Raw genomic sequence first — 17,196 nt, forward strand, 5'->3', positions numbered from 1 at the left:
CCGCCAAGACCTTCAGTGGATAGGGTGTTATGTCCGGAAAAGCGCAACAGCAGTCTCGTATTATTGAGTTGATCAAACTGGGTCGTGAGCAGAAGTATCTGACTTACGCCGAGGTCAACGACCACCTGCCCGAGGATATTTCAGATCCGGAGCAGGTGGAAGACATCATCCGCATGATTAACGACATGGGGATCCCCGTACACGAGAGTGCTCCGGATGCGGACGCCCTTATGTTGGCCGACGCCGATACCGACGAGGCCGCTGCGGAAGAAGCAGCCGCTGCGTTGGCAGCGGTGGAGACCGATATCGGTCGCACCACTGACCCGGTGCGCATGTACATGCGTGAAATGGGTACGGTCGAGCTTCTGACTCGTGAAGGCGAAATCGAAATCGCCAAACGTATCGAAGAAGGCATCCGTGAAGTGATGAGCGCGATCGCGCACTTCCCTGGCACGGTTGACCACATTCTCTCCGAGTACACTCGCGTCACCACCGAGGGTGGTCGCCTGTCCGACGTGTTGAGCGGTTACATCGATCCGGACGACGGCATTGCGCCGCCGGCCGCCGAAGTGCCGCCGCCGATCGACGCGAAAGCTGCCAAGGCTGACGACGACACCGACGACGATGAAGCCGAATCTTCGGATGACGAAGAAGAAGCCGAAAGCGGTCCGGATCCGGTCATCGCTGCCCAGCGTTTTGGCGCTGTGTCCGATCAGATGGAAATCACCCGCAAGGCCCTGAAAAAGCACGGTCGTCACAACAAGGCAGCGATTGCCGAGTTGCTGGCCCTGGCCGAGCTGTTCATGCCGATCAAACTGGTGCCGAAGCAATTCGAAGCCCTGGTCGAGCGTGTTCGCAGTGCCCTGGATCGTCTGCGTCAGCAAGAGCGCGCGATCATGCAACTGTGCGTACGTGATGCACGTATGCCACGCGCCGATTTCCTGCGTCAGTTCCCGGGCAATGAAGTCGACGAAAGCTGGTCCGACGCCCTGGCCAAAGGCAAGAGCAAATACGCCGAAGCCATTGGTCGCGTACAGCCGGACATCATCCGTTGCCAGCAGAAACTGATCGCGCTGGAAACCGAGACCGGCCTGACCATCGCTGAAATCAAGGACATCAACCGTCGCATGTCGATCGGTGAGGCCAAGGCCCGCCGCGCGAAGAAAGAGATGGTTGAAGCCAACTTGCGTCTGGTGATCTCGATCGCCAAGAAGTACACCAACCGCGGTCTGCAATTCCTCGATCTGATCCAGGAAGGCAACATCGGTCTGATGAAGGCGGTGGACAAGTTCGAATACCGTCGTGGTTACAAGTTCTCGACTTATGCCACCTGGTGGATCCGTCAGGCGATCACTCGCTCGATCGCCGACCAGGCTCGCACCATCCGTATTCCGGTGCACATGATCGAGACGATCAACAAGCTCAACCGCATTTCCCGCCAGATGCTGCAGGAAATGGGTCGCGAACCGACCCCGGAAGAGCTGGGCGAACGCATGGAAATGCCTGAGGACAAGATCCGCAAGGTATTGAAGATCGCTAAAGAGCCGATTTCCATGGAAACCCCGATCGGTGATGACGAAGACTCTCATCTGGGTGACTTCATCGAAGACTCGACCATGCAGTCGCCAATCGATGTCGCAACCGTTGAAAGCCTGAAAGAAGCGACTCGCGAAGTGCTGTCCGGCCTCACTGCCCGTGAAGCCAAGGTACTGCGCATGCGTTTCGGTATCGACATGAACACCGACCACACACTCGAAGAAGTGGGCAAACAGTTTGACGTAACGCGTGAGCGGATCCGTCAGATCGAAGCCAAGGCGCTGCGCAAGCTGCGCCACCCGACGCGAAGCGAGCATCTGCGCTCCTTCCTCGACGAGTGATACCAGAACCCCCGGCCCAGGCCGGGGGTTTTGTTTATGCAGCAGATTAAATCCCTCGCACCGCCCCTCCCCGGCATACCCCGTCTACACTCGAAACAATGAATCCCGTGCCATAACGAGACGGTTATGCCCAGACTGGCGCCCGTGCTTTTCTTGCTGTCACTGATGATCTGGACCGCAACGGCTGACGCGCTGACTCTGACCGATGAAGAACGTAGCTGGCTGGCGGCTCACCCGGACTTGCGCCTGGGTGTCGATGCGTCGTGGCCGCCGTTCGAATTCCGCGATGAACAGAATCGCTATCAGGGCCTGGCCGCCGACTATATCGACGTGATCCGCCAGCGCCTGTCGATCAAACTCAATCCGGTCGAGCCCTCAAGCTGGACCGAAGTGCTGGCGCAGGTGAGGACCGGCAAGATCGACCTGCTGCCGGGTATCATGTCGACCCCGGAACGCCAGAATTACCTGTCGTTTACCCGGCCCTATCTCGACTTCCCGATCGTCATCCTCGCGCACATCGGCGGTGCGCAACCGCGCAAACTGGAAGACCTGTATGGCCTTAAGATCGCCGTGGTCGAGAACTACGCCCCTCACGAATTACTGCGCACCCAGCATCCGGATCTGAATCTGGTAGCCATGCCCAATGTCAGCTCGGCCTTGCAGGCTCTGGCTACCGATGAGGTAGACGCCGTGGTCGGCGATCTTGCCTCCAGCGTCTGGAGTCTGCGCCAGCTCAAGCTCGACGGTTTGTACGTCAGCGGCGAAACCCCGTATCGCTACCAGTTGGCAATGGGCGTACCTCGTGACAACAAAATGCTGGTGGGCATTCTGGACAAAGTCCTGGCGGACATGAGCCCCGAGGAAATCAGCAGCATTCAGGAACATTGGGTCGGTAATGTTCTGGACCATCGGACATTCTGGTCGGATCTTCTGATCTATGGCCTTCCGGGCCTGGTGCTGCTGGTCAGCATTCTGGCGGTGGTCATTCGCATCAATCGCCGCTTGAGCTCGGAAATCGCCCGACGTGTCGACCTCGAACAGGAGTTGCGCAGCAGCGAATATCACTACCGCGGACTGGTGGAAAGTCTGTCGGCCATCGCCTGGGAAGCACGCATGAGCGACTTCACCTACAGCTATGTGTCGCCGCACGCCGAGGACTTGCTCGGTTACCCACAGTCGCACTGGCTGATTCCAGGCTTCTGGCGCAACATCATCCACCCTGCCGACCTGACCCGTGCCCAGGCCATTTGCGATGATGCGGTACGCGAAGGGCGTGATCATACTCTCGACTATCGGGTGATTACCGCTGACGGGCGCTGCCTGTGGGTGCGTGACATTGTCAGTCTGATTGAACATGGCCATGAGCCGGTGATGCGTGGGCTGATGATCGACATCAGCGAAACCAAGCGCACCGAGGAAGCACTGCGGCTTTCGGAGCAGAAATTCGCGTCGGTGTTCCAGCAATGCCCGGACATTCTGGTGATCGCGCGGTTGTCCGACGGCTGCCTGCTGGAGGTCAACGAAGCCTTTGAAGCGCAGATTGGCCTGAAGGCGGAAGATGTGGTCGGCCAGACAGCCACTGAACTGAATATATGGGGCATCCCCGGGGTCGGGCCCGGGCTGTTGCAACGATTGCAGGCCGGCAGTATCCGTAACCTGGAGATGCCCTTTCGCCGCAACAATGGCCAGGTGTTTACCGGGCTGATCTCGGCCGAACCTTTCGACCTCGACACCACTCCGGCGCTGGTGGTGGTCGTGCGCGACATCACCCAGCTCAAGGAAACCCAACAGCAGCTGCAAACCTCCGAAGAGAAGTTCGCCAAGGCCTTTCACGCCTCGCCGGACGGCTTGCTGCTGTCGCGCCAGAGCGATGGCTTGCTGCTGGAGGTCAACGAGGGTTTCAGTCGCATCACCGGATTCAACAGCGCTATGTCGGTGGATCGCTCGGCGCTGGATCTGGGGATCTGGGTCAACCTCAACGAGCGCAAGCAGATGCTCGACCTGCTGCACAGGGATGGCTTCGTGCGCGATTTCACCTGCCATATCCGTCGCAGCGACGGGCAGATCCGCCTGTGCGAAGTGTCCAGCCGTCCGCTGCCGATCGGCGAAGAAGACTGCATGCTGACCATCGCCCGAGACATCACCGAGCGCCACTTGATGCAGGAAAAACTGCAGCAGGCCGCCACCGTTTTCGAAAGCACCGCCGAAGGCGTGTTGATCACCGACACCCAGCAGCACATAAGCGCAGTCAACCGTGCGTTCACCGAAATCACCGGCTACGGCGAAAGCGAAGCCCTTGGCCATACCCCACGCCTGCTCGCCTCGGGACTGCACGACAGCGCGTTTTATGCGGCGATGTGGCACCAATTGACCGACGAGGGTCACTGGCAGGGCGAGATTTCCAACCGGCGCAAGAACGGCGAGTTGTATCCGAGCTGGCTGACCATCAGCGCCGTGCGCAATCGCGACAAATTCATCACCCACTTCGTCGCGGTGTTCGCCGATATCTCCAGCCTCAAACACGCGCAGGCCAAGCTCGATTATCAGGCGCACCATGACCCGCTCACCGGCCTGCCCAATCGCACGCTGTTTGAAAGCCGCCTGCTTACAGCGCTGAACAGCCAGCAGGAAAATGGCGGTCAGGGCGCCGTGCTGTTCCTCGATCTCGACCGTTTCAAACACATCAACGACAGCCTCGGCCACCCTGTCGGCGACCTGCTGCTCAAGGGCATTGCCGTACGTTTGAAAGAACAACTGCGCGATATCGACACCGTCGCGCGCCTGGGCGGCGATGAATTCATCATTTTGCTGCCGGGTCTGCAACAAGCCAGCGATGCCGATAACATCGCAATCAAACTGCTCAACTGCTTCGGTGCACCGTTTCAGGCTGGTGAGCACGAGTTTTTCATCAGCGCCAGCATCGGTACCAGCCTCTATCCGCGGGACGGCTGCGACGTCGCCACGCTGGTGAAAAACGCCGACGCGGCGATGTACCGCTCCAAGGCCAAGGGCCGCAACCGCGTCGAAAGCTACACCCGCGACCTCACCGCCCAGGCCAGCGAACGTGTGGCGCTGGAGCACGAACTGCGCCGGGCCATCGAGCGCGAAGAGTTGTTCCTCTACTATCAACCGAAAATCAGCCTCGACGACCATCGCCTGGTCGGCGCCGAAGCACTGATTCGCTGGCGCCACCCGACCTTCGGCGAAGTGCCGCCGGAGCACTTCATCCCGCTGGCCGAAGAGAACGGCATGATCCTGCAGATCGGTGACTGGGTGCTCGAAACCGCCTGCCGGCAGATGTTCGAGTGGCACCAGATCTACGACAGCCTCGGCCCGCTGTCGGTCAACCTCGCCGGTGCGCAACTACGCCAGCCGAACCTGCTCGGGCGCATCGAACAACTGCTCAGGGACAACCGTTTGCAGCCTGATTTACTGCAACTGGAAATTACCGAAAACTTCATCATGAGCCAGGCCGAAGAGGCTTTGGCGGTGCTGCACCAGCTCAAACACTTGGGCGTACAACTGGCGATCGACGACTTCGGCACCGGTTATTCTTCGCTCAGTTACCTCAAACGCCTGCCGCTGGACATCCTCAAGATTGACCAGTCCTTTGTTCGCGGACTGCCCGATGACCCGCACGACGCGGCGATTGTCCGCGCGATCATCGCTCTGGGCCGGAGCATGCAATTCACCGTGATCGCCGAAGGCGTCGAGACCCAGGCCCAGCAGCAATTCCTCGCTGCCGAAGGTTGCGAACAGATCCAGGGCTACATCGTCAGCCTGCCGCTGCCCCCGGAAGAATTCGCCGCGACGTTTCTTCGTGTAACCGTATCGGATTATTCGGATAGCACAGCCGCCAAACCGTCGCTATAATCCGCGGCCTACTGAGGGCCTATAGCTCAGTTGGTTAGAGCAGAGGACTCATAATCCTTTGGTCCACGGTTCAAGTCCGTGTGGGCCCACCACATTTGAAAGCCGCGCTACATGCGCGGCTTTTTCTTGGGCGATCGGTTGAGGGGACAATCTTTGCGAGCGCAATGTTCGGAAGACCTCCCCGAAGGCTGTAGGAATGTTCCGAAGCTATGTTTTCTCCCCTCCCCATAAGTGAAGTGCTCAGTCATCGCCAGCAGCGTGTCGCTGATAGTGCCTGTAACATGCAAACTCATCCGCCCTCGACAGTCATGGAGCCGCCCCTTGCCCGACACCCGCCCCCCCGCCCTCGACGAAATCGACCGTCAGCTGATCGCCGCCCTGCAGATCAACGCCCGCGAAAGCGTGGCCATGCTTGCCCGGCAGTTGGGTATTGCGCGCACCACCGTCACATCGCGGCTGGCGCGGCTGGAGAAGGCCAAGGTAATCACCGGGTATGGCGTGCGTCTGGGGCAGCGCTTGGTCGATGGCGGGTTGCAGGCGTATGTCGGGATCAAGGTGCAGCCGCGTTCCGGCAAGGAAGTGCTGCGTCGGTTGAGCGCGATGGCGCAAGTGCAGCAGTTGTGTGCGGTGAGTGGCGAGTTTGATTATGTGGCGTGGTTGCGCACCGATTCGCCGGAGCAGCTCGATCAGTTGCTGGATCAGATTGGCAGTGTGGATGGGGTGGAGAAGACCACGACGTCGATCATTTTGAGTAGCAAGATTGATCGGGGGCAGCCGGTTTGAGTAATGGCAATAACCTTCCGGTTGGCAAATAGGGCCTCTTCTCGAGCAAGCACGCTCCCACGTTTGACCGGGTTGAGCGCAGAATCTGCGTCAGACACAAAACCCACTGTGGGAGCGGGCTTGCTCGCGAAAGCGGTCTGTAAGCCACCTTCCTCGGTGGCGGGAACATTGCCTTCGCGAGCAAGCCCACCCGCACAATGATCGAAGTGCAGTAAAAGATTGTCACTTTGATCAATAGAATGGCAAAACGACGACACTTTGCGTCTTATTAACGTGTTCTACGCTCCCTAGAATGGCTGGCATCTTTTCCTATACTCAGACGCGCATCCTGCGTCGGGTCGCCAGCAAGGTCAGCCATGAACAAGAACAATCGCCATCCTGCAGACGGTAAGAAACCCGTCACCATTTTCGGCCCTGACTTCCCGTTTGCCTTCGACGACTGGATCGAACACCCGGCCGGTCTCGGCAGCATTCCTGAACATAACCATGGCGCTGAGGTGGCGATTGTCGGCGCCGGTATCGCAGGTCTGGTGGCCGCCTACGAACTGATGAAGCTCGGCTTGAAACCAGTGGTGTACGAGGCCTCGAAACTGGGTGGCCGCCTGCGCTCGCAAGCGTTCAACGGCACCGATGGCATCGTCGCGGAACTGGGCGGCATGCGCTTCCCGGTGTCCTCCACCGCGTTCTATCACTACGTCGACAAGCTCGGTCTCGAGACCAAACCTTTCCCGAACCCGCTGACGCCGGCCTCCGGCAGCACCGTAATCGACCTCGAAGGCAAAACCCATTACGCACAAAGCCTGAAGGATCTTCCTGCACTGTTCCAGGAAGTGGCTGACGCCTGGGCGGATGCGCTGGAGGCTGGCTCGCAGTTCGCCGATATTCAGCAAGCGATCCGCGACCGCGATGTGCCACGCCTCAAAGAGCTGTGGAACAAACTCGTACCGCTGTGGGACGACCGCACGTTCTACGACTTCGTGGCCACTTCCAAAGCCTTCGCCAAACTCTCGTTCCATCACCGCGAAGTGTTCGGTCAGGTCGGTTTCGGTACCGGTGGCTGGGACTCGGACTTTCCCAACTCGATGCTGGAAATCTTCCGTGTAGTCATGACTAACTGCGACGATCACCAGCACCTGGTGGTTGGCGGTGTGGAGCAAGTGCCGCAAGGCATCTGGCGCCATGTGCCGGAGCGCTGCGTGCACTGGCCGCAAGGCACCAGCCTGAAATCCCTGCACCGTGGCGCGCCGCGTTCCGGTGTGAAGAAAATCGCTCACGCCCCGGATGGCCGCTTTGCCGTCACCGACAACAACGGCGACACCCGCGAGTACGCCGCCGTGCTGACCACCTGCCAGAGCTGGCTGCTGACCACCCAGATCGAATGCGACGAAACCCTGTTCTCGCAGAAGATGTGGATGGCGCTGGACCGCACGCGCTACATGCAATCGTCGAAGACCTTCGTGATGGTCGACCGGCCGTTCTGGAAGGACAAGGATCCGGAAACCGGCCGCGACCTGATGAGCATGACCCTCACCGACCGCCTGACTCGTGGCACCTATCTGTTCGACAACGGCGACGACAAGCCGGGCGTGATCTGCCTGTCGTACTCGTGGATGAGCGACGCGCTGAAGATGTTGCCGCACCCGGTGGAAAAACGCGTAGAGCTGGCGTTGAACGCGCTGAAGAAAATCTACCCGAAAGTCGACATCGCCGCGCGGATCATCGGTGATCCGATCACGGTTTCGTGGGAAGCCGACCCGTACTTCCTCGGTGCGTTCAAAGGCGCCCTGCCCGGCCACTATCGCTACAACCAGCGCATGTACGCGCACTTCATGCAGGACGACATGCCAGCCGAGCAGCGCGGGATTTTCATTGCCGGTGACGACGTATCGTGGACCCCGGCGTGGGTCGAAGGCGCGGTGCAGACTTCGCTCAACGCAGTGTGGGGCATCATGAAACACTTCGGCGGGTCGACACATAAAGAGAACCCGGGCCCGGGTGATGTGTTCAAAGACATCGGCCCTATCGCCCTGCCCGAGTAAGAGGAATCCCCGATGCGTGTAGCCCTTTACCAATGTCCACCGCTGCCCCTGGAACCCGCCGCCAACCTGCATCGCTTGCAGCAACTGGCGATGGAAGCCAAGGGTGCCGAGCTGCTGGTGCTGCCGGAAATGTTCCTGACCGGCTACAACATCGGCAAGGAAGCGGTCAGCACCTTGGCCGAGGTCTACAACGGTGAATGGGCGCAGCAGATCGGTCGAATCGCCAAAGCCGCCGGGCTGGCGATTGCTTATGGATACCCCGAGCGCACGGCCGACGGGCAGATCTACAACGCCGTGCAGTTGATCGACGCGCACGGCGAGCGCCGGTGCAACTACCGCAAGACCCATCTGTTCGGCGACCTGGATCGGTCAATGTTCAGCCCCGGCGAAGATGATTTTCCGGTTGTTGAACTCAACGGCTGGAAGCTCGGTTTCCTGATCTGCTACGACCTGGAGTTTCCCGAGAACGCGCGGCGTCTGGCGCTGGCCGGTGCCGAGCTGATTCTGGTGCCGACGGCAAACATGATTCCGTTCGATTTCGTCGCCGACGTCACCGTGCGTTCCCGCGCCTTCGAAAACCAGTGCTACGTGGCTTATGCCAACTATTGCGGGCATGAAGGCGAGATCCACTATTGCGGGCAAAGCAGCATCGCCGCACCGGACGGCAGCCGCATCGCCCAGGCTGGCCTTGATGAAGCATTGATCGTCGGGGAACTGGATCGCCAGTTGATGGACGACTCGCGCGCTGCCAATCGCTACCTCAACGACCGTCGCCCCGAGCTTTACCACGCGTTGAACAAGCGCTGACCCCACGCAATCCGCTAGCATTGGCACTTCACTGTTCTGGAAGTGCCCATGCCTGCGCCGACTCACCCCCGCCCCCACACTGAAACCCTGCCAAACGGCTTGCGCGTGACCCTGCGTCAGGCGCCCGGCCTGAAGCGCAGTGCCGCTGCGTTGCGGGTAGCTACCGGTAGCCATGACGTGCCACTGGAGTGGCCGGGGCTGGCGCATTTTCTTGAGCATCTGCTGTTTCTCGGCACTGAGCGTTTTCCTACCGATCAGGCGCTGATGGCCTACGTGCAAAGTCACGGTGGGCAAGTAAACGCCAGCACTCGTGAACGCACCACAGACTTCTTCTTCGAATTGCCAACCTCGGCCTTCAGCGCCGGGCTTGAGCGTCTGTCAGACATGCTCGCCCAGCCGCGTATGAATCCGGACGATCAGTTGCGCGAACGGGAAGTGCTGGACGCAGAATTTGTCGCGTGGTCGCAAGATCCTGCGGCTCAGCAGGAACGGGCATTGTACGAAGGGTTGCCCGCTACACATCCGTTGCGCGGGTTTCATGCGGGAAATCGCAACAGCCTGAAAGTTGAGTTGCCAGCATTTCAACAGGCGCTGAAGGATTTCCATCAGCAGTTTTATCGCACCGGGCAAATGACGCTGAGCCTGGTCGGGCCGCAGAGCATTGAGGAGCTGCGCGTACTGGCGCAGCGGTTTGCCGCCGCGCTGCCGGTTGGGGATAAGGTCGAACAGGCAGTCCCCCTGCCGTTGACGGTAAAAAGTTATCAACAGGTCGGCGAGCGAAGCAGCCATCTGCTGTTCGCTTTCGAAGCACTGCCCGACTCGTCCGCCGAAGCGCTGGCGTTTCTCTGCCATTGGCTGAACAGCGCCAAGCCCGGCAGTTTGCTCGCCCATCTGCAGCAACAACGCCTCGCGGACGGTTTGAAAGCCGTGCCGCTGTATCAGTTCGCCGGGCAAGCGCTGCTGCATCTGCAATTAACCGCCTCCGTCGAATCCCTCAGCGCCATTAGTGAGCAGCTGCTGGACTGGTTGAGCTTCTTTGCCGCGCAACAGGACTGGGCCGCGTTGCGCGGGGAATACACCAGGCTGCTTGAGCGTCAGCAGCAAATCAGCGGCGCCCTGCAACTGGCGCGGCTCGACAGTGAACAACGCGAAAACGGTCTGTCGGAAAACGGTGTCGTTGCGCTCAAACAGATCCTGCGCGACATCGGTGTCGTGGATAACTTCAGCGACCATTGGCACCTGCCTGCCGCCAACCCTTTCCTGCGCTCCAGCGAACCGCTGGCCAACGCCGGCCTGATTCGCGGCCAGACCAGCGCCCATCGTGGATTGCGGACTTTCGCTCAGGATCGCTCGCGCGGGCGGCGTGAGCGCTCTCCGATGCAATTCAGCCAGGCATTGCCCGATCATAGCGATCACGGCGCGATTTACCTGCGTTGGCAAACGGAGGCGGCCGCTGGCACCGATTTGCAAGGCAAACTGCAGCGCAGTCTGCGGGAAACGCAGGAAGATGCGCGGCAGGCCGGCGTCGAGTTGGCGTTCAGTGCCACCGGCACGCAGTGGCTGCTGAAACTGACGGGCCTGCAGGAGCCGATGCCCAGTGTCCTCGAACACGCGCTGAAATGTCTGACGCAAATTGACGCCGATTCAGCGAGCGCAGAGCCGGAAGCGCCGCTGATACCGATCCGCCAGTTGCTCAAGGCATTGCCTGAACATTGCCTGCCATCGACCGTCGAGTCGAACGACGCCAGACAGCTGTGGACAACTTCGCGCTGGGACGGACTGGCCCTTGGCCTTAACGCACAGACGCAATCGGCCATGGGCCTGGCCCTGAGCCGCATCCCCGGCACACCGGACAATCAATTGCCGGCAGCGTCGACGCTCAATACGCAACATCTGTGGTGCCACATCGATACCGCGTCCAGCGAACACGCTTTGCTGCTGTTCTGCCCGAGCGCCAGTCGCGAGATTGCCGACGAAGCCGCCTGGCGCTTGCTCGCGCAGCTGTGCCAGACACCTTTCTATCAGCGCCTGCGGGTCGAATTGCAATTGGGCTACGCGGTGTTCAGCGCCTTGCGGCAGGTGCACGGCCAGACCGGATTGCTGTTTGGCGTGCAATCGCCCAGCGCCACACCAGCGGTGCTGCTTGGGCATATTCAACAGTTTCTCGCCAGCATTCCCGGGCTGATCGAACGTCTGGATGACGACAGCTTCAACCAGTTGCGCCAGTCACTTTCGGAGCAATTCGACGAGAGCAATCTGTCCCCCAAGGACGCCGCCGAACTACTGTGGCATTCCAGGCTCGCCGGCCACTCGTCGGATTATCTGACGCAACTGATCACGGCCATCGCGCAACTGCAGCGTCCGGCGATGCTGGCGGCCGCGCAACGCTTGATCAGCGAAGCAGGCTGGCACTGTCTCGCGAGCAGCGTGGCACCCGGCGCCCCGTGGCAAGGGAAAAAATGATCATTACCAAGGCTGCAAGGAGCTTTCTCAAAGATTCACGGGCAATACCGTTGAAATTTTGAGTAACATAGCAGCCTAACTATTTGGAACATCCCTGCGCTGCCGTGGACTATAACTATGGACAGCGCTATCCCACCCACCCTGAAGGAGACACCCATGTCCTGGACAAAACCGGCTTACACCGACCTGCGTATCGGCTTCGAAGTCACCATGTACTTCGCCAGCCGCTGAGTTCTGCCTACGCAGACTTGCAGTGCAACGCCTCGGCTCGCCGGGGCGTTTTATTTTCAGCGTTGAAAGATGGGAGCGTTCATGTTCGTCCAGATTCTGGGTTCGGCCGCCGGTGGCGGATTTCCGCAGTGGAACTGCAACTGCGTCAATTGCGCAGGCTTTCGCGACGGCAGCCTGAATGCCAAGGCCCGCACCCAATCGTCCATCGCGATTTCCGATGACGGCGTGAACTGGGTGCTGTGCAACGCTTCGCCGGACATCCGCGCGCAACTGCAGAGCTTCGCCCCGATGCAACCGGGCCGCGCCCTGCGTGACACCGGCATCAGCGCGATCATCCTGATGGACAGCCAGATCGACCACACCACCGGCCTGCTCAGCCTGCGCGAAGGCTGCCCGCATCAGGTCTGGTGCACGGACATGGTTCACGAAGATCTGAGCACCGGTTTCCCGCTGTTCAAAATGCTGACCCACTGGAACGGCGGGCTGAACTGGAACCGCATCGAGCTCGACCAGAGCTTCACCGTTGCGGCCTGCCCGAACCTGCGCTTCACCCCGCTGCCGTTGCGCAGCGCGGCGCCGCCGTACTCGCCGCACCGTTTCGACCCGCACCCGGGCGACAACATCGGCCTGATCGTCGAAGACCTGAACACCGGGGGCAAACTGTTTTACGCCCCGGGGCTGGGCAAGGTTGATGCGCCATTGCTGGAGATCATGGCCGGCAGTGATTGCCTGCTGGTGGACGGCACGCTGTGGGATGACGACGAAATGCAGCGCCGTGGCGTCGGCACCCGCACCGGTCGCGAGATGGGCCACTTGGCACAGAACGGCCCCGGCGGCATGCTCGAAGTGCTGGAACAGCTTCCCGAGCAACGCAAGGTGCTTATCCACATCAACAACACCAACCCGATTCTCGATGAGGATTCGCCGGAGCGCGCGGAGCTGGCGCGGCGTGATGTTGAAGTGGCGTTTGATGGCATGAGTATTGTGCTGTAGCGGATGGCGTATTCGCGAGCAAGCCCGCTCCCACAGGGGTTTTGTATACACCACTGCTCCAATGTGGGAGCGGGCTTGCTCGCGAAGACGTCCGCACAGACACCCAGGATTTTAACGGTTGTTCCCCGGAGAACCGCAATGACCGACACCCCGCTGTCCCCCGCCGAATTCGAAGCGGCCCTGCGCGCCAAAGGCGCCTATTACCACATCTACCATCCGTATCACGTGGCGATGTATGAAGGCCGTGCCACCCGCGAGCAGATTCAGGGCTGGGTCGCCAACCGCTTCTACTATCAGGTGAACATCCCCCTGAAAGACGCAGCGATCCTCGCCAATTGCCCGGATCGCGAGATCCGTCGCGAGTGGATTCAACGCCTGCTCGACCACGACGGCGCCCCCGGTGAAGACGGCGGGATCGAAGCCTGGCTGCGCCTCGGGCAAGCGGTCGGCCTCGACCCGGATCAATTGCGCTCTCAGGAACTGGTGCTGCCCGGCGTGCGTTTCGCCGTCGATGCCTACGTCAACTTCGCCCGCCGCGCCAGTTGGCAGGAAGCCGCCAGCAGCTCGCTGACCGAACTGTTCGCGCCGCAGATCCACCAATCGCGTCTCGACAGCTGGCCGCAGCATTACCCGTGGATCGACCCGGCCGGTTACGAATATTTCCGCACTCGCCTGGGTCAAGCGCGGCGCGATGTCGAGCACGGTCTGGCGATCACGCTTGAGCACTACAAGACCCGCGAAGGCCAGGAGCGCATGCTGGAAATTCTCCAGTTCAAACTGGACATTCTTTGGAGCATGCTCGATGCCATGAGCATGGCTTACGAACTGAACCGCCCGCCGTATCACAGCGTCACCGAGCAGCGGGTCTGGCACAAAGGAATCACCTTATGAGTTTTGATCGCAGCAAGATCCCGACCTGGCGTCCCGGCTACCGTTTCCAGTACGAACCGGCGCAAAAAGGTCACGTGCTGCTCTACCCCGAGGGCATGATCAAGCTCAACGACAGCGCTGCGCTGATCGGCGGTTTGATCGACGGTAAACGCGATGTCGCGGCGATCATCGCCAAACTCGACGAGCAGTTCCCCGGCGTGCCCGAGCTCGGTGACGACATCGAGCAATTCATGGAGGTTGCCCGTGCGCAGCACTGGATCGAACTTGCCTGAGGCATCGGTGCAAGTACCGCCAAAACCCGAAGTCGGCCTGCCGCTGTGGCTGCTCGCCGAGCTGACCTACCGCTGCCCGCTGCAATGCCCGTACTGTTCCAACCCGCTGGATTTCGCCGAGCAGGGCAAAGAGCTGAGCACCGAGCAGTGGATCAAGGTATTTCGCGAGGCGCGGGAGATGGGTGCGGCGCAACTGGGCTTTTCCGGTGGCGAACCGCTGGTGCGCCAGGACCTCGCCGAGCTGATCCACGAAGCGCGGCAGCTGGGGTTCTACACCAACCTGATCACTTCCGGCATCGGTCTGACCGAGCAGAAGATCAGCGACTTCAAGAAGGCCGGCCTCGATCACATCCAGATCAGTTTCCAGGCCAGTGACGAGCAAGTGAACAACCTGCTCGCCGGCTCGAAAAAAGCCTTCGCGCAGAAACTGGAAATGGCTCGCGCGGTGAAGGCCCACGGCTATCCGATGGTGCTGAACTTCGTCACCCACCGGCACAACATCGACAAGATCGACCGCATCATCGAGCTGTGTATTGCGCTCGAAGCGGACTTCGTCGAACTCGCCACCTGCCAGTTCTACGGCTGGGCACAGCTCAACCGTGTCGGCCTGTTACCGACCAAGGAACAACTGGTGCGTGCCGAACGTATCACCAACGAATACCGCGCCAAACTGGAAGCCGAAGGGCATCCGTGCAAGTTGATTTTCGTCACTCCGGACTACTATGAAGAACGCCCGAAAGCCTGCATGAACGGCTGGGGCAGCATCTTTCTGACGGTTACTCCGGACGGAACCGCCCTGCCCTGTCATGGTGCCCGACAGCTGCCGGTACAATTTCCCAACGTGCGCGACCACAGCATGCAGCACATCTGGTACGACTCGTTCGGCTTCAATCGCTTTCGCGGTTACGACTGGATGCCCGAGCCGTGCCGCTCCTGCGACGAAAAGGAACAGGACTTCGGCGGCTGCCGCTGTCAGGCGTTCATGCTTACGGGTGACGCGAGCAATGCCGATCCGGTGTGCAGCAAGTCCGAACATCACGGCGTGATTCTCAAGGCCCGCGAAGAAGCCGGGACCGCCACCCAGACCATCGAACAACTGGCCTTCCGTAATGAACGAAACTCACGCCTCATCGCCAAGGGCTGAACCTTTCAGCGCCGCCCAGGCTGTCGCCGCCGGCATGGACTTCGCCGAACTGCAACTCGGTGCCCAGGGTTTGTTCTGGAATGAATATCGCCCCGAAGATGCCGCGTGCCGGATTTGGCACTGGCGCGACGGCGTAGCGAAATGCCTGACGCCGAATGGCTTCAGTGTGCGTAGCCGGGTGTACGAATATGGCGGTGGTGCGTTTTGTCTGACGCCAGGTGGAGTGGTTTTCGTCAATGAGGCGGATCAGCAGTTGTATCGGCAGGCGCTGGACGGTGCGCCTGAGGCGCTGACGTCTGGCGAGTGTCGTTATGGCGATTTGCATTTTGCTTTGGGCCAGTTGCTGGCGGTTGAGGAACAACAGGATCAGCATCGGCTGGTAGCAATTGATCTGGCTGACGGCACCCGGCATTTGCTGGCTGAAGGTGCGGATTTCTATGCGGCACCGATTATCAGCCCGGACGGTTTGCGATTGGCGTGGATCGAGTGGAGTCGGCCGCATCAGCCGTGGACGTCTACGCGATTGATGGTCGCCGAGCGTCTGGCTGAGGGTGGCTTTGGCGCAGCGCATTGCGTGGCGGGGGCTGACCTTGAAGAGTCGATCCAGCAACCGCGATTTGACGCGAAAGGACGCCTGTTGTGCCTGACTGATCGCGGCGGTTTCTGGCAGCCGTGGGGCGAAACGTCCGACGGTTTGCAGCGACTGCCCTGTGCCGAGGCCGATCATGCGCCCGCTCCGTGGCAAATGGGTGGCTGCACCTGGATGCCGGTGGGCGATTCGTTTCTGGCGAGTTGGAGCGAAGGTGGTTTTGGTCGCCTGGCGCTCAACGGTGAAGACTTCACTGGCAATTACAGCCGCTTCCGGCATCTGGCGCTGGATCGGCAATTCATCTACTGCATCGCCGCCTCGCCGATCAGCCCCTCGGCTGTCATCGCCATTGATCGCTCGACCCGCTCGGTGCAAGTGCTGGCCGGTGGTGTTGCACCTCTGCCGGCGGAGCGCATCAGCCGTCCGCAGACCTTGCGCTACCCGAGCGGCAGCGGTGAGGCTCACGGGTTCTTTTATCCGGCGATGAACGACGATGCGCAACCACCGCTGGTGGTGTTCATCCACGGCGGCCCGACCTCGGCCTGTTATCCGATGCTTGACCCGCGTATTCAATACTGGACACAACGCGGCTTCGCCGTCGCCGATCTCAACTATCGCGGCAGCAGCGGTTATGGCCGCGAATACCGTCAGGCGCTACATCTGAGTTGGGGCGAGGTGGATGTTGAAGACGCCTGCGCAGTGGTGACGTATCTGGCCGAGCAGGGCCTGATCGACGGCGAGCGCGCCTTCATCCGTGGCGGCAGCGCCGGGGGTTACACCACGTTGTGCGCGTTGGCGTTTCAGCAGGTGTTCCGCGCGGGCGCCAGCCTCTATGGCGTCAGCGACCCGGTGGCACTGGCCCGGGCGACCCACAAGTTTGAAGGTGATTATCTGGACTGGCTGATCGGCGATCCCGAACAGGACACCGAACGCTACGCTGCGCGCACACCATTGCTGCACGCGAGCAACATCCGGGTGCCGGTGATTTTCTTTCAGGGTGAGCTGGATGCCGTCGTCGTCCCGCAACAGACCCGCGACATGGTCGCGGCGCTGGAGCAAAACGGCATTCCGGTCGAGGCGCATTACTACGCCGAGGAACGCCATGGCTTTCGCCGGGCGGTGAATCAGGCGCATGCGCTGGAGCAGGAATGGAAGTTTTATCGGCGGGTGATTGGGTTGGTGGACTGAGCATCGCATTTACATTTCAAAATAGCGGTGCCCCTATCGCGAGCAG

General features: G+C 60.5%; 12 protein-coding genes and 1 tRNA gene. All 13 read left to right on the forward strand.

Annotated features, from left to right (window positions below; translation table 11 throughout):
- Positions 1-29: 29 nt before the first annotated feature.
- The 13 genes from rpoD (at position 30) to AC1RBR_RS24605 (ending at position 17,150) form a co-directional block, all read left to right on the forward strand.
- The gene (gene rpoD, locus AC1RBR_RS24545; protein WP_047596442.1) at positions 30-1,877 is read left to right on the forward strand and encodes an RNA polymerase sigma factor RpoD; all 1,848 of its coding nucleotides are present in this window, start codon (positions 30-32) and stop codon (positions 1,875-1,877) included.
- 126 nt (positions 1,878-2,003) lie between these two features.
- Positions 2,004-5,750, forward strand: a complete 3,747-nt coding sequence (locus AC1RBR_RS24550; protein ID WP_492566945.1) for a bifunctional diguanylate cyclase/phosphodiesterase — start codon at positions 2,004-2,006, stop codon at positions 5,748-5,750.
- Positions 5,751-5,765: 15 nt separating this feature from the next.
- A tRNA-Ile gene (locus AC1RBR_RS24555) sits at positions 5,766-5,842 on the forward strand.
- Between the two features lie 229 nt (positions 5,843-6,071).
- Positions 6,072-6,533 (forward strand): Lrp/AsnC family transcriptional regulator, encoded by a 462-nt coding sequence (locus tag AC1RBR_RS24560; protein WP_492566946.1) that lies wholly within the window; start codon positions 6,072-6,074, stop codon positions 6,531-6,533.
- Positions 6,534-6,889: 356 nt separating this feature from the next.
- The gene (locus AC1RBR_RS24565) at positions 6,890-8,572 is read left to right on the forward strand and encodes a flavin monoamine oxidase family protein (RefSeq protein ID WP_253149724.1); all 1,683 of its coding nucleotides are present in this window, start codon (positions 6,890-6,892) and stop codon (positions 8,570-8,572) included.
- Between the two features lie 12 nt (positions 8,573-8,584).
- Complete coding sequence (locus tag AC1RBR_RS24570; RefSeq protein WP_492566947.1) at positions 8,585-9,379, forward strand: carbon-nitrogen hydrolase family protein; 795 nt, start codon at positions 8,585-8,587, stop codon at positions 9,377-9,379.
- A gap of 48 nt (positions 9,380-9,427) precedes the next feature.
- A complete protein-coding gene (pqqF, locus tag AC1RBR_RS24575) occupies positions 9,428-11,842 on the forward strand; it encodes a pyrroloquinoline quinone biosynthesis protein PqqF (RefSeq protein ID WP_492566949.1) in 2,415 nt (804 codons plus the stop codon).
- Positions 11,843-11,998: 156 nt separating this feature from the next.
- The gene (gene pqqA, locus AC1RBR_RS24580) at positions 11,999-12,073 is read left to right on the forward strand and encodes a pyrroloquinoline quinone precursor peptide PqqA (RefSeq protein WP_003422658.1); all 75 of its coding nucleotides are present in this window, start codon (positions 11,999-12,001) and stop codon (positions 12,071-12,073) included.
- Between the two features lie 81 nt (positions 12,074-12,154).
- Positions 12,155-13,066 (forward strand): pyrroloquinoline quinone biosynthesis protein PqqB, encoded by a 912-nt coding sequence (pqqB, locus tag AC1RBR_RS24585; protein WP_492566950.1) that lies wholly within the window; start codon positions 12,155-12,157, stop codon positions 13,064-13,066.
- 138 nt (positions 13,067-13,204) lie between these two features.
- On the forward strand, positions 13,205-13,957 hold the full coding sequence (gene pqqC / locus AC1RBR_RS24590) for a pyrroloquinoline-quinone synthase PqqC (RefSeq protein WP_042606685.1): 753 nt from the start codon (positions 13,205-13,207) through the stop codon (positions 13,955-13,957).
- The gene (gene pqqD, locus AC1RBR_RS24595; protein WP_492566951.1) at positions 13,954-14,229 is read left to right on the forward strand and encodes a pyrroloquinoline quinone biosynthesis peptide chaperone PqqD; all 276 of its coding nucleotides are present in this window, start codon (positions 13,954-13,956) and stop codon (positions 14,227-14,229) included. The genes pqqC and pqqD overlap by 4 nt, the downstream gene beginning before the upstream one ends.
- Positions 14,201-15,373 carry a pyrroloquinoline quinone biosynthesis protein PqqE gene (pqqE, locus tag AC1RBR_RS24600; RefSeq protein ID WP_492566952.1) on the forward strand — a complete coding sequence of 391 codons (1,173 nt, stop codon included), beginning with the start codon at positions 14,201-14,203 and terminating at the stop codon, positions 15,371-15,373. Before pqqD ends, pqqE begins: the two co-directional genes overlap by 29 nt.
- Positions 15,339-17,150, forward strand: a complete 1,812-nt coding sequence (locus tag AC1RBR_RS24605) for a S9 family peptidase (RefSeq protein WP_492566953.1) — start codon at positions 15,339-15,341, stop codon at positions 17,148-17,150. The genes pqqE and AC1RBR_RS24605 overlap by 35 nt, the downstream gene beginning before the upstream one ends.
- Positions 17,151-17,196: the final 46 nt, after the last annotated feature.

This window comes from Pseudomonas sp. GW823-FHT01D03 (assembly GCF_058798255.1).

Excerpts from the sequence above, each read along its gene's own strand:
- rpoD (WP_047596442.1), top strand. The coding sequence starts at position 30 with ATGTCCGGAAAAGCGCAACAGCAGTCTCGTATTATTGAGTTGATCAAA.
- AC1RBR_RS24550 (WP_492566945.1), top strand. The coding sequence starts at position 2,004 with ATGCCCAGACTGGCGCCCGTGCTTTTCTTGCTGTCACTGATGATCTGG.
- AC1RBR_RS24565 (WP_253149724.1), top strand. The coding sequence starts at position 6,890 with ATGAACAAGAACAATCGCCATCCTGCAGACGGTAAGAAACCCGTCACC.
- AC1RBR_RS24570 (WP_492566947.1), top strand. The coding sequence starts at position 8,585 with ATGCGTGTAGCCCTTTACCAATGTCCACCGCTGCCCCTGGAACCCGCC.
- pqqF (WP_492566949.1), top strand. The coding sequence starts at position 9,428 with ATGCCTGCGCCGACTCACCCCCGCCCCCACACTGAAACCCTGCCAAAC.
- pqqB (WP_492566950.1), top strand. The coding sequence starts at position 12,155 with ATGTTCGTCCAGATTCTGGGTTCGGCCGCCGGTGGCGGATTTCCGCAG.
- pqqC (WP_042606685.1), top strand. The coding sequence starts at position 13,205 with ATGACCGACACCCCGCTGTCCCCCGCCGAATTCGAAGCGGCCCTGCGC.
- pqqD (WP_492566951.1), top strand. The coding sequence starts at position 13,954 with ATGAGTTTTGATCGCAGCAAGATCCCGACCTGGCGTCCCGGCTACCGT.
- AC1RBR_RS24605 (WP_492566953.1), top strand. The coding sequence starts at position 15,339 with ATGAACGAAACTCACGCCTCATCGCCAAGGGCTGAACCTTTCAGCGCC.